This window comes from Acerihabitans sp. TG2, assembly GCF_035013185.1.
In the GTDB taxonomy this organism is placed as follows: Bacteria; Pseudomonadota; Gammaproteobacteria; order Enterobacterales; family Enterobacteriaceae; genus Acerihabitans.
This window is the reverse complement of the sequence record NZ_JAYGJO010000030.1, coordinates 15,872-27,518: the sequence shown is the minus strand read 5'-3', so window position 1 is coordinate 27,518 and position 11,647 is coordinate 15,872. Positions and strand designations below refer to the sequence as shown.

The following is an 11,647-nucleotide window of genomic DNA, read 5'->3' as shown; positions in this document are numbered from 1 at the left end:
CCATTACTGCCAGCGGCGATGATAGGCGCCCAGCGTGGTTTGCGTACCTTCGGATACTGCACCCAGCGCATCGGTCCATGCGGGTTGCGGCACAAAATCACGAGGATTAGCCAGACAACTGTCGATTGCCTGGCGCCAGACTTTGGTCACCTGGCTAACGTAAGCCGGACTGCGCTGCCGGCCTTCGATTTTTACCGAAGCGATTTTGGCCGCTAACAGTTCGGGCAGCAAAGAGAGGGTATTGAGACTGGTCGGTTCCTCCAACGTATGGTAGCGCTGGCCGTCCACATAATAGCGTCCTTTGCACAGGGTCGGATAACCGGCGTTTTCATCCGGTTGGTATCTATCAATCAACACATCATTAAGGCGCGACTCCATCGCGTCCGGGGTCTGTTGCCAGCGCACAAAACGCGCCGGCGAGCAGGCGCCCACGGTGTTGGGCGATTCTCCGGTCAGGTAAGAGGAGAGATAACAACGCCCCTCAGCCATGATGCACAGACTGCCAAATGCAAACACTTCCAGAGGAACCGGGCTGATCAGGGCGAGCTGTTTTACCTGGTGCATCGATAAGACGCGCGGTAACACCACCCGCGCCACGTCGAAATTATTCTGGTAGAAGCGGATGGCCGCTTCGTTGGTGGCCGATGCTTGTACCGAGACATGGCGCTCAATTTGCGGATAGCGTAGAGTTGCGTATTCCAGCATCGCCGGGTCCGCCAGAATCAGCACATCCGCTCCCGCCTGGGCCGCCATATCGACTGCGCGTTGCCAACGGGCGTACCCGTCCGGGTGGGCAAAGGTGTTGATCGCAATATGCAGCTTGCGGTGATGACGATGCACATACTCCTGTGCTTCCTGCAGCCGTTTATCGGTAAAATTCAGGCCAGCGAAATGGCGAGCGTTGGTGTCGTCCTTAAGGCCGATATAGACTGCATCGGCACCATTATCCACCGCCGCTTTCAGGGCCGGCAGGTTACCGGCAGGGCATAGCAACTCCATAAATCTCCTGATTGTTGTCTTGACCACGACGCATAAAACGTCTGGCTGGAAAAACCATAAGCAACAGGTTGTTTTCGCAGCAAATGATTGATGATTATTTTATAATTCTAAATAAGCTTGGCCCGAGTGATGTTGATTTGAGGCAGTTTATGGCGCATTGACCCGATCAAAAATCGTTATTTCCTGTAGAGAATGGGTATACCAACCCTAATTCGCGCGGCAAGAAAGCCAATGCACCTGCAACGCGAAGTCAGATCGGGATAAGTTTGTTTAAAAATAGTTGATGTAGACCCCGCCCCGTTTCTGTCACTGTGGCAGAATAGCGTCAGGTTCGTTAAGAGGAGTAGAAACAGTGTTGGATAAACTACGAGCACAAATGGTGCGCCGGGGGCCGTCGCTGTTGCGCTTGCCGATCAAACTCACCCCGTTTGCACTGCAACGCCAGGTACTGGAACAGGTCTTGGGCTGGCAATTCCGCGCTGCATTGGCCGACGGTGATTTGACGTTTTTGGCGGGACGCTGGCTCAGGATCGAGGTCAGTGACTTAGGGCTACAATGGTACATGACCGTTGAGAACGATCGACTAAAAGTGAGCCAGCACGCGACGGCTGACGTGAGTTTTTGTGGTAATGCCAACGATTTAATCTTGATTGCCGCACGCAGGGAAGATCCCGATACGCTGTTTTTTCAACGACGCCTACGTATTGAGGGTGATACCGAATTGGGCCTGTATGTGAAGAATTTAATGGACTCGATTGATTTGGACACCATGCCGACGTTGTTGCGCACCGCGTTACTGCAAATGGCCGGGTTTATTGACGCTGGGTTAAAAGAGGGCGCGGATGAAACCGGCATTCGCGTATCGCAACCTTGTTAATTCGTGTTGAGATCCCGGTAGACGCATCTGGAATCGACAGTCTGCTGCGCATGGCTTTCGGGCGGGATAAGGAAGCCGATTTGGTGCACCAGCTACGTGAAGACGGTCTGCTTACCTTGGGCATCGTCGCCACTGACGATGAGGGGGGCGTTATCGGTTACGCCGCCTTCAGTCCAGTGTGGATTGACGGTGAGGATTATCAATGGGTTGGATTGGCACCGCTGGCAGTTGATGCGAATTATCGCCGCCAGGGGATTGCTCAGAAGCTCATCTATGAGGGATTGGATACCCTCAATGAATTCAGCTATCGCGCGGTGGTGGTAGTAGGCGATCCTGGCTATTATTCTCGTGTTGGTTTTACTCAGGCTGCCAGTGCCCAGCTCCATTGCCGTTGGCCAGGCACTGAGGCCGCGTTCCAATTGTTTACGTTGGCTGAAAATGCGCTGGACGGCATCAGCGGTCAGGTGGAGTATGCACCGCCCTTCAATCAAGCCGCGGTGTAAACAGTCTACCCTCTGTGAACGACATCGCCCGGCAACATGCTGGGCCATAGGTCTTCCAATGATGGAGGCTGATGGGCCACCAACTGCTCTTTTTGTATCCGGGTCAGTTGCTTGATACGATATTCCCAGCGCAACGCATTGCTGTGATCTCCCGCTGGACAGTGAAAGGCCAGTGTCAGTGGCCCTTTGCCGCGCAGGGCCTTGGCGCCGCGTCCTTGGCGATGCTGTTCCAGCCGGCGGGGTACATCGGTGGTCACGCCGGTGTAGAGCGCACCGCCATGGGTGCGTATCAGGTAGAGATACCAGCAAGTTGTCATGGATGTGTGCCGTGCCCGAATAAGCAGATACCAAACAGAGGCGTTGATTGTAGCGTATTTTGCCGATGTCACGTCAAGCCTTATGCCAGGAAGACAGTTTGGCATCTGCCCAAGCTCTGTTATGCCGGCGATGGGGTAATGCAAGGACCCAAGGATTGAGCAAAAAGACGGCGAAAAAAGTTGGACATAACCCAACTTACCACTATATGCTGTTAAAACCATTTAATTTGTAAGGTCTTGACGTGACAACGGATAACACGCTAAAAGCGATAACCGCGTATCTCAAGAAGCAGCATGTTTTATCCCTCTGTGTGGGTGATGCCCAGTCACTCTGGTGCGCTAACTGTTTCTATGCGTTTAATGAGCAAGATATGTCATTTTACATGCTGACAGAGCATACGACCCGTCATGGTCAGTTATTGTCTGTGAATTCGCATGTGGCGGGTACGGTGAGCAATCAAACCATCACCGTGAGCTTAATTAAAGGGGCGCAGTACAGCGGCGAGATGGTTGTGTTAAGCGGCGAAGAGGATCAGCAAGCGCGTCGGATCTATACTGGCCGGTTCCCGCTGGCCAAACTGGCCACCACGCCCATTTGGCGCCTCAGACTGGATGAAATTAAATTGACCAATAATAAGCTGGGTTTCGGCACCAAACTCAGTTGGCAACGTCACCCGTCTGCCAAGCCCACAAATGAAGCCAGCTTGGCGGACGAGACATAACGTTATCAAGCCGATTTTTTATTCAAGATCCGTAAGGATTCACGATTGAACGCCGGCAGATCGTCAGGTGTGCGGCTGGTGACCAGCACATCATTGTCCACAACCACTTCTTTGTTAAAGACATCGGCACCGGCATTTTGCAGTTCGATCACCACCGGTTTTGCCGAGGTCATTTTTTTGCCGCGTACGACGTCGGCGCTGATTAATAATTGCGGACCATGGCAAATAGCAAAAATAGGTTTACCGCTTTTTGCAAACGCTCGGGTGAAATCCACAAAACGATCATCGCCACGCAGGGCGTCCGGCGAATGCCCGCCGGGTAACAGCAACGCGTCGAACTCATCAACGCTAACCTCATCGATGGATTTATCAATGATGACCTGCGCTCCTCCCTGCTTACCGGTAACGGTATTACCCGCTTTTTTTTCGATGGTGATCACTTGATGCCCCGCTTGCCGATAGGTTTGCGCAGGCGACGTAAATTCCGTGTCTTCAAATTCCTCGGTGATTAATACCGCGATCTTCTTGCCCATCATTTTTCCCTCTCCGCTTAAGCGTTAAGTCGACGCTCAAGAATTAAGTTGACTTAAGTCAAATTAAGCCTAGTGTGGGATCCGGTAGGTGGCAAGTTTCCTGGTTAATAAATTATTGAATAAGCATAATTATGCAAAATGTTTTATGCGGCTAAACGCCTTTTTGTGGTCAGGTATGTTTGTTATTTTAAAATATATTATTAATATAAATAGATAACAATGAGAGTTGATATCATTCTCAAAAAATAGCGATAAACACTAAGAATAAATTGCAGAGATATTAATTAGGCACGAACCAGGCTATATTTCTACGGCTGGATGACTTACCGATATCAGCGACCTTATTATATCTCATGCCTTCTGTCGCCAATACGACGTTTATTGATTGTCTGTGACTGCCTGATGGCAATCTCTACCGAATTACGGCCCCGATTTTTAGCCAGATAGAGCGCGCTGTCCGCTGCGACCAGAGCCGCCTCGATGTCACTGTCGGCCATAATAGCCACGCCGGCGCTAACGGTTACCGTGGTGGAGACCTTATCATTAAACATATGTGGAATGTTGAGGTTGAGCACCGCCTGCCTGACATTTTCCGCGCTGGACAGGGCGTAGCTCTCATCAACGTCAATCAGTAGTATCAAAAATTCTTCGCCACCATAGCGCACCACAATATCCCGTGAACGCACCACATCACGAATGGCTACCGCCACTGCTACCAGCGCATTATCGCCCATGGTATGCCCATAGTTGTCGTTATAAGCCTTAAAATGATCAATATCCAACAGCAGAATGTAATGGCTGGTTGCCGGATCTCGGTCCAGGTTATTAAGTTTGTTTTTTAGCCCGCGTCGATTAAACAGGCCGGTCAGCGGATCGAGCATGCTAAGATCACTGAATTTTTCCCGTTCCTCGCTTAATCGTTTGATCAGTTCGGTGGTAAAGGTTTCGCTGCGTTTTTGCATGAGGGCGTGCAGTCTGTGGCTGATCAAGGGTAAGACAATGGTTAATAAGATAATAATACTATGGTGATACTGATCCAGGATCAATATCGTCAGCGCTGGCGGTAGGCTATGCAGGCAAAAAGCGCTAAATGATTCAGACAGGGATATCGCGCTAATGAAAAACACCACCATCAGGCTAAACAGCAGAAATTCATGAGAGTAGGCGTGAAATTCTCTGAAACGTACCACGGTATGCCAGGCCCAAAATAGGCCAATAATCAAGGCATAAATATTCAATTTATCGGGATGATTTAGCAATTTTAATTTATTGAAAATAAAAATAAGTGTGCAAGCCACTACAATCAAAATCGATGCGATGGTCGGGTTGCGGGAATTATTTAATGCTGACGAAATGAAAAAGAGTGAAAATACGATGTTGAGGAATAGGAATAATAGCAGCGAGACGCTAAGCTTATAGCTGCGAAGTTCTTCATAACTGGTGGTGTTTAACATGCGTTACTTTTACGTCCCAGCAATCTGATTCAGAATAACAGACGACACGTTCCCTTAAATACAGACTAGAGGGTAAAATTGCATCGTTATCCCCCACATATTTTAAGTTGCAGGGTTGTTGGTTACACTCATTCACCTAAATCACTCAGCAAGTTCAGCGGAACGCTTTCCGTTTGCTGCTTTCCCGTAATGTGAAATCTATTGGGTCAAATCTATGGGGATTGACGATAATTTCATAGAACAGGTACTGAGAGTAATCTAACAGTTTTATGTAAGGATGTCACCCGTCGCACTCGCGCCTGATCCTAAATCAGATCGCTGCGTATAAGCAGCACGAGTAGCCGGAGAATTTTAATCGAGGAATTGTGAATAAACACTATCTTTAACAAAGGATAAATGAATATGGTGCGAAGGGAGGGACTTGAACCCTCACGTCCGTAAGGACACTAACACCTGAAGCTAGCGCGTCTACCAATTCCGCCACCATCGCACAGGGTTATTCATTTCACCTACGCTCCATGGAGCGCGTTTTCAATCGAGTTTAACGGCATTAGCATGAGGCGGTTTACGCGACTGCGATAATACTATTTCTTATAAAATTCAACCAATTGGTGCGAAGGGAGGGACTTGAACCCTCACGTCCGTAAGAACACTAACACCTGAAGCTAGCGCGTCTACCAATTCCGCCACCATCGCTTACCTTTGGTCAAACCTGATTCTTAGCACGTGGGTGTGTTTGGTGCGAAGGGAGGGACTTGAACCCTCACGTCCGTAAGGACACTAACACCTGAAGCTAGCGCGTCTACCAATTCCGCCACCATCGCATGTCACCGGCAAGGCTTAACGCGCCCTGCCACCACGGAGGCGAATTCTAGAGGTTTTCGCGTCAAGGTCAATAATTATTTAAAGCCAAGCCGGATTTTAGCTATAAAAAGTGCTTCACCGGTGATAGCTGTGACGCAATACCTGGCCTAAGCGCGTTTACCCGTTTTATCTTTACCGCGCGAAACGGTATAAATCGCCTGATAGACCTTAAACCGGCCGGTTTGCGCCAGTAAGGTATGATTGCCGAATATGCCATCAAGCAGTGCCGGGTAAGGCAAGAAGGCGTTAGCCACGATACGCAGTTGTCCGCCAATGCGTAAATGGGCCTGCGCACCCCGGATCAGGTTTTCAGCGGCCTGTAGGTTGGTATGCATACCGTCATGAAACGGCGGGTTGGAAATGATAATATCAAACCGCCCGGGCAGGGCCGAATAGACATCGCTTACCACCACGTTTCCGCTGAGTTGGTTGGCCTCAAGCGTGGCACGGCTGGCGGCCAACGCTGGCGCATGGACATCGCCTAACGTCAGTTTTATGCCCGGATAGCGTTTGGCCAGCACCGTCGCCAATACCCCGGTACCGCAGCCAATATCCGCCATTTCACCGCTAATGGCTTTATCGAAGGTGGACAATAACAATTGACTACCGCTGTCGAGACCGTCGCGGCTGAAAACGCCAGGCAGGGTTTTGACCGTGATGTCATCCAATGCGTATTCATTCCAATAAGATGACAAATCGAAACGTGGTGCGGTTTCAAGTTTGCCATGGTACAAACCGCAACGCCGCGCGCTGTCGATTTTGTTCAACTGGCAATATGGCGCGAGCATCTGTTCGGCGCTGCGCACACCACTGCGGTTTTCTCCGACCACAAACACATCGATGCCTAGAGGCAGCAGCGACAGCAGGTTCTCCAGTTGGAACTGCGCTTCCGGCTTATTTTTAGGCCAAAAATAGAGTAAAGTATCGCATTCGCGGACAAATTCCGCCTCGGCGACCAAACCGTACTGCACGGATTGCTCGTCCATTTTGTCGCGCAGTGCCAGACAGTGATGGTACCAGGCGGTGTGGACACGCACGCTTTTCGCCTCTAGCTCTGCGGGCAGCATATCCTGGACATCGCCGGCGAACAGGACTTGTTTATCCAAAAAAACATCGTCGTGACGAAGTATGACTTCACTGGCTGGTGTTAATACTGGCATGCGACAAAGGCTCCTCATTAAACTGAGCGGGGAGTATAGTGCTTTATTGCCCGATGTTCGATGGGTTTGGTCGCATCGGTGGATTGTTCCGCCCATAGCACGGAAAACAGACAGGATGGGTATGACTTCAAGACGCGACTGGCTATTGCAACAGTTAGGTATCACGCAATGGACTCTGCGCCGTCCGACGGCGCTACAGGGCGAAGTCGCGGTCGTCTTGGCGCAGGAAACTCGCTTATTATTGATTGCCAGCGTAGCGCCCCCCGTCGATCATCCGCTGTTGTGCGATGTGGCGCGCAGCCTGGATTTACCGTTGTCCGCGCTGTACCCGCTTACGCTCGAACAGGTCGCGATGCTGCCCGAGGATACCCACTGCCACAGCTGGTGGTTGGGTATTGCGGCAACACGCAGCCTGTCCGGTATCTCTCTTGCTACCCCGCCGTTGGTTGAATTGCTGAACAACGCTGCGGCCAAGCGTGACCTTTGGCGCCAAATTTGCCTCTATGAACATGATTTCTTCCCTGACAGTCTCTGACCTCACCGCCGCCTGGCATATAGAACAAGCCAGTCACGCGTTCCCTTGGACGGCGAAAACGTTTGCCAGTAATCAGGGCGAGCGTTATCTCAATCTTAAGCTGACCGTTGATGACACCATGGCGGCTTTTGCCATTACCCAAACGGTATTGGACGAAGCCACACTGTTTGATATTGCAGTCCATCCGGATTTTCAGCGTCGAGGCTTGGGCCGCATGCTGCTTGAACATGTCATCGCCGAGCTGGAGCAGCGCGGCATGCTGACGTTGTGGCTGGAGGTCAGGCAGTCCAATCAGCCGGCGATCTCGCTATATCGATCCCTTGGTTTTAATGATGTCTCGATACGACGGGATTATTATCCCGCCGCCGTGGGGCGCGAAGATGCCATCATCATGGCGTTACCGCTGGGCTGACGCTGGTAGACTATCAATGCGTTCTTTCTGCATGTAGAATCTAGACCAGCGATATAGCCATCAATAATGATTACCTACCCATCGAGAACTTGAAGATGAAGAATGCCTCTTTTGCCGCAGAAATCGCGGCCCGGCGCACTTTTGCGATCATTTCGCACCCCGACGCCGGTAAAACCACTATTACCGAAAAAGTGTTGTTGTTCGGGCACGCCATTTTGACTGCCGGTACGGTGAAAGGGCGTGGTTCAAGCCATCATGCCAAATCGGACTGGATGGAAATGGAAAAGCAGCGTGGGATTTCCATTACGACCTCGGTCATGCAGTTTCCTTACCAGGATGCGCTGATAAACCTGCTGGATACGCCGGGGCATGAAGATTTCTCTGAAGACACCTATCGTACCTTAACCGCAGTGGATTGCTGCCTGATGGTGATTGATTCAGCGAAAGGGGTGGAAGATCGTACCCGAAAACTCATGGAAGTCACCCGACTGCGAGATACGCCGATCCTGACCTTTATGAATAAGGTGGATCGCGATATTCGTGACCCGACGGAGTTGTTGGACGAAGTGGAACATGAGCTGCGTATCGCCTGTGCGCCCATCACCTGGCCCATCGGTTGTGGCAAGCGCTTTAAAGGGGTTTATCATCTTTATAAGGATGAAATCTACCTCTACCAGACCGGCAAAGGCCATACTATTCAGGAAGTACGCACCGTTAAGGGATTGCACAACCCCGATTTGGATCTGGCTATCGGCGAGGATCTGGCGGCACAGTTGCGCGAAGAATTGGAACTGGTGCAAGGGGCCTCTCATGAGTTTGAGGAACAGGCTTTCCTGCGCGGCGAATTGACCCCGGTATTTTTTGGCACCGCGCTGGGTAATTTTGGCGTCGACCACATGCTGGACGGACTGGTGGCCTGGGCGCCGCCGCCGATGCCGCGTCAGAGCAGCACACGTGTGGTGAATGCCAACGAAGATAAATTTACCGGTTTTGTGTTTAAAATCCAGGCCAATATGGATCCGAAACACCGTGACCGAGTCGCCTTTATGCGGGTGGTGTCAGGACGTTACGAAACCGGGATGAAACTGCATCAGGTTCGCACCGGTAAAGATGTGCAGATAGCCGATGCACTGACCTTTATGGCCGGTGACCGCTCACATATAGAAGAGGCTTATCCGGGCGATATTATCGGCTTGCATAATCATGGCACCATCCAGATTGGCGATACCTTCACTCAAGGTGAAGAGATGAAGTTTACCGGTATCCCCAATTTTGCACCGGAAATGTTTCGCCGAATCCGTCTGCGCGATCCGCTCAAGCAAAAGCAACTGCTTAAAGGTCTGGTTCAGTTGTCCGAAGAGGGCGCGGTACAGGTATTCCGCCCGCTCACCAATAACGATCTGATCGTTGGTGCGGTAGGGGTCCTACAGTTTGAAGTGGTGGTGGCCCGGCTGAAAAGCGAATACAACGTTGAAGCACTGTATGAGTCAATCAACGTCTCCACCGCCCGTTGGGTCGAATGCCGTGATGTCAAAAAACTTGAGGAGTTCAAACGTAAGAATGAACAAAATCTGGCCTTGGATGGTGGTGATAACCTGAGTTATATCGCCCCAAGCATGGTTAACCTTAATCTGACCCAGGAACGTTACCCTGACGTGGGTTTCCACAAGACTCGCGAACATTAATCCCCCCGAACGGCCTGCCCGGTAACGTTCAAACGGCAGACCGGCGGCCAGCGAGAGCACCCGATGAACTTACGTCAGTGATTCGGGTGAATGAGCACGTCCTGCGTATCTACAGCCTTAAAGATCAAGAATATATCCAATAGACCCGATCTGTATCAGCTTATTTATTGCCAATACCTCCGGTGTTGGCATCAGCTCCCGTGGAGCCAGAAATTTCCTAAATACTTGCTTATTCATCGGATTTGGCGTTTTTTCCTGCCTGAACCATGCAATCTGTCATTTCTGGTCTATAGTTAAATGGTCACTTTCGGAACGGTTAAATAAGCTAATAAAAGCGCTAAATTAGCGTAATGTACCTGCTTTACCAAGAATGTTTGGAATTTTACTCCTTCTAATGAATAAGCCCGCAGGTGTTATTCAACAACGGCGATTCTCCTGACGATCTATTGCGTTGCCAATAGCCATGAGCCATTGACCGCAGGGATCGATTTTATTAAACGCCGACCGATGCTTATCCGGCGGCAATTAGACCGGCCACAATTGTGGCGACAGCACCCTGATTTCGGTGGCCGGCAAAGTAAAAAGGAAATATGCATGAATAAGATCCAGATGACTAAAACGCTCACGGCGATGGTATTGAGTACTCTGTTGGCCGGCACAACCGCCATGGCTAACGACACCATCAAGCAAGAGCCAAACAGTACTGGCGCGAAGGTCGATAATACGATGAAAACGGCGGCAAACTACATGGACGACAGCGCCGTGACCGCAAAAGTGAAAAGCGCGTTGATTGGCGATAAATCAATCGACGGTAACGACATTTCAGTGGTAACCACAAAAGGTGTAGTGACTCTCAGCGGTTTTGTTTCCACCCAAGATCAGGCGAAACGTGCCGTCGCTGCGTCCAAGACCGTTGACGGTGTCAAATCGGTGAGCGACAAGCTGCGTGTGAAAGGTGCTGAGGGCACCTCGGTAAAAGGCTATGCAAGTGATGCGGCAATCACTACCGCAGTGAAAGCCAAACTGCTGACCGATATGATGACGGTGAACGTGGAAACCGACGCTGGGGTTGTTCAGCTCAGCGGTTCGGTTAAAAATGCCAACCAAGCTGCTCGCGCCGAAAGCGTGACCAAAACGGTTGACGGTGTGAAGAGTGTGAAAAACGATCTGACGTACTAATATTTAAGCAGTCAGGCGCGAGTGGTCCCAAGCGGGATCGCCCACGCTTTGATGTTGCACGCGACATCAAGGGATAAAGACGGTTTGCCGGGTCACGTGCATTTTTCATGCACTAACACCATTTCCGTTAACACAATAATCGTACTTCTATCATTTGGGTAAGGAGAAGTTTATGTTTCGCTGGGGCATTATTTTTCTGGTTATCGCCTTGATTGCGGCCGCGTTGGGTTTTGGCGGCTTAGCTGGTACTGCAGCATGGGCGGCAAAAGTCGTCTTTGTGGTGGGTATTATCCTGTTTCTGGTCAGTCTGTTCACCGGCCGACGCGGCAGGTAGCACCATATCAACTGGACAAATCACAGACTTGTGGTTTGTCCGGACTTTTTTTGCCGCTATTTTCCCTTTCCTT

The 11,647-nt window shown here is 50.6% G+C and carries 13 protein-coding genes and 3 tRNA genes; 8 read left to right on the top strand and 8 right to left on the bottom strand.

The genetic code is table 11. The annotated features are described in order from the left end of the window. Nucleotides 1-3: 3 nt before the first annotated feature. Nucleotides 4-999 (bottom strand): ubiquinone anaerobic biosynthesis protein UbiU, encoded by a 996-nt coding sequence (ubiU, locus tag SJI19_RS20685; protein WP_323480154.1) that lies wholly within the window; start codon nucleotides 997-999, stop codon nucleotides 4-6. A 352-nt stretch (nucleotides 1,000-1,351) separates the two neighbouring features. Here ubiU and ubiT point away from each other — a divergent pair, with 352 nt between their 5' ends. Beyond that, nucleotides 1,352-1,876, top strand: coding sequence for a ubiquinone anaerobic biosynthesis accessory factor UbiT (gene ubiT / locus SJI19_RS20680; RefSeq protein WP_323480153.1), 525 nt, complete (start codon nucleotides 1,352-1,354; stop codon nucleotides 1,874-1,876). Further along, nucleotides 1,870-2,379, top strand: coding sequence for an N-acetyltransferase (locus tag SJI19_RS20675; RefSeq protein WP_323480152.1), 510 nt, complete (start codon nucleotides 1,870-1,872; stop codon nucleotides 2,377-2,379). Before ubiT ends, SJI19_RS20675 begins: the two co-directional genes overlap by 7 nt. A gap of 5 nt (nucleotides 2,380-2,384) precedes the next feature. Here SJI19_RS20675 and SJI19_RS20670 read toward each other — a convergent pair whose 3' ends face one another. Further along, nucleotides 2,385-2,696: a GIY-YIG nuclease family protein gene (locus SJI19_RS20670; RefSeq protein WP_323480151.1), complete on the bottom strand. Its 312-nt coding sequence runs from the start codon at nucleotides 2,694-2,696 to the stop codon at nucleotides 2,385-2,387. A gap of 242 nt (nucleotides 2,697-2,938) precedes the next feature. Here SJI19_RS20670 and SJI19_RS20665 point away from each other — a divergent pair, with 242 nt between their 5' ends. Continuing rightward, nucleotides 2,939-3,418 (top strand): YhbP family protein, encoded by a 480-nt coding sequence (locus SJI19_RS20665; protein WP_323480150.1) that lies wholly within the window; start codon nucleotides 2,939-2,941, stop codon nucleotides 3,416-3,418. 5 nt (nucleotides 3,419-3,423) lie between these two features. Here the strand turns inward: SJI19_RS20665 and SJI19_RS20660 are convergent, their stop codons facing one another. The 6 genes from SJI19_RS20660 to rsmC all read right to left on the bottom strand — a co-directional run bounded on the left by SJI19_RS20660 (nucleotide 3,424) and on the right by rsmC (nucleotide 7,429). After that, on the bottom strand, nucleotides 3,424-3,951 hold the full coding sequence (locus tag SJI19_RS20660; protein ID WP_323480184.1) for a type 1 glutamine amidotransferase domain-containing protein: 528 nt from the start codon (nucleotides 3,949-3,951) through the stop codon (nucleotides 3,424-3,426). 344 nt (nucleotides 3,952-4,295) lie between these two features. Continuing rightward, entirely contained in the window at nucleotides 4,296-5,405 is a 1,110-nt protein-coding gene (locus tag SJI19_RS20655) for a GGDEF domain-containing protein (protein ID WP_323480149.1), read from the bottom strand. A gap of 403 nt (nucleotides 5,406-5,808) precedes the next feature. Then, a tRNA-Leu gene (locus SJI19_RS20650) sits at nucleotides 5,809-5,895 on the bottom strand. A 119-nt stretch (nucleotides 5,896-6,014) separates the two neighbouring features. Further along, nucleotides 6,015-6,101: transfer RNA gene (locus SJI19_RS20645), tRNA-Leu, on the bottom strand. 41 nt (nucleotides 6,102-6,142) lie between these two features. Further along, nucleotides 6,143-6,229: transfer RNA gene (locus SJI19_RS20640), tRNA-Leu, on the bottom strand. A 147-nt stretch (nucleotides 6,230-6,376) separates the two neighbouring features. Beyond that, the gene (gene rsmC, locus SJI19_RS20635; protein WP_323480148.1) at nucleotides 6,377-7,429 is read right to left on the bottom strand and encodes a 16S rRNA (guanine(1207)-N(2))-methyltransferase RsmC; all 1,053 of its coding nucleotides are present in this window, start codon (nucleotides 7,427-7,429) and stop codon (nucleotides 6,377-6,379) included. Between the two features lie 121 nt (nucleotides 7,430-7,550). Here rsmC and SJI19_RS20630 point away from each other — a divergent pair, with 121 nt between their 5' ends. The 5 genes from SJI19_RS20630 to SJI19_RS20610 all read left to right on the top strand — a co-directional run bounded on the left by SJI19_RS20630 (nucleotide 7,551) and on the right by SJI19_RS20610 (nucleotide 11,574). Then, on the top strand, nucleotides 7,551-7,964 hold the full coding sequence (locus SJI19_RS20630; protein ID WP_323480147.1) for a DNA polymerase III subunit psi: 414 nt from the start codon (nucleotides 7,551-7,553) through the stop codon (nucleotides 7,962-7,964). Next, nucleotides 7,933-8,376 carry a ribosomal protein S18-alanine N-acetyltransferase gene (gene rimI / locus SJI19_RS20625; protein WP_323480146.1) on the top strand — a complete coding sequence of 148 codons (444 nt, stop codon included), beginning with the start codon at nucleotides 7,933-7,935 and terminating at the stop codon, nucleotides 8,374-8,376. The genes SJI19_RS20630 and rimI overlap by 32 nt, the downstream gene beginning before the upstream one ends. Before the next feature lie 95 nt (nucleotides 8,377-8,471). Then, on the top strand, nucleotides 8,472-10,061 hold the full coding sequence (gene prfC, locus SJI19_RS20620) for a peptide chain release factor 3 (protein ID WP_323480145.1): 1,590 nt from the start codon (nucleotides 8,472-8,474) through the stop codon (nucleotides 10,059-10,061). Between the two features lie 594 nt (nucleotides 10,062-10,655). After that, nucleotides 10,656-11,240 carry a molecular chaperone OsmY gene (gene osmY, locus SJI19_RS20615; protein WP_323480144.1) on the top strand — a complete coding sequence of 195 codons (585 nt, stop codon included), beginning with the start codon at nucleotides 10,656-10,658 and terminating at the stop codon, nucleotides 11,238-11,240. A gap of 172 nt (nucleotides 11,241-11,412) precedes the next feature. Continuing rightward, nucleotides 11,413-11,574, top strand: a complete 162-nt coding sequence (locus tag SJI19_RS20610; RefSeq protein WP_323480143.1) for a DUF1328 domain-containing protein — start codon at nucleotides 11,413-11,415, stop codon at nucleotides 11,572-11,574. Nucleotides 11,575-11,647 lie beyond the last annotated feature (73 nt).

Excerpts from the sequence above, each read along its gene's own strand:
- ubiU (WP_323480154.1), bottom strand. The coding sequence starts at position 999 with ATGGAGTTGCTATGCCCTGCCGGTAACCTGCCGGCCCTGAAAGCGGCG.
- SJI19_RS20670 (WP_323480151.1), bottom strand. The coding sequence starts at position 2,696 with ATGACAACTTGCTGGTATCTCTACCTGATACGCACCCATGGCGGTGCG.
- SJI19_RS20660 (WP_323480184.1), bottom strand. The coding sequence starts at position 3,951 with ATGGGCAAGAAGATCGCGGTATTAATCACCGAGGAATTTGAAGACACG.
- SJI19_RS20655 (WP_323480149.1), bottom strand. The coding sequence starts at position 5,405 with ATGTTAAACACCACCAGTTATGAAGAACTTCGCAGCTATAAGCTTAGC.
- rsmC (WP_323480148.1), bottom strand. The coding sequence starts at position 7,429 with ATGCCAGTATTAACACCAGCCAGTGAAGTCATACTTCGTCACGACGAT.
- SJI19_RS20630 (WP_323480147.1), top strand. The coding sequence starts at position 7,551 with ATGACTTCAAGACGCGACTGGCTATTGCAACAGTTAGGTATCACGCAA.
- rimI (WP_323480146.1), top strand. The coding sequence starts at position 7,933 with ATGAACATGATTTCTTCCCTGACAGTCTCTGACCTCACCGCCGCCTGG.
- prfC (WP_323480145.1), top strand. The coding sequence starts at position 8,472 with ATGAAGAATGCCTCTTTTGCCGCAGAAATCGCGGCCCGGCGCACTTTT.
- osmY (WP_323480144.1), top strand. The coding sequence starts at position 10,656 with ATGAATAAGATCCAGATGACTAAAACGCTCACGGCGATGGTATTGAGT.
- SJI19_RS20610 (WP_323480143.1), top strand. The coding sequence starts at position 11,413 with ATGTTTCGCTGGGGCATTATTTTTCTGGTTATCGCCTTGATTGCGGCC.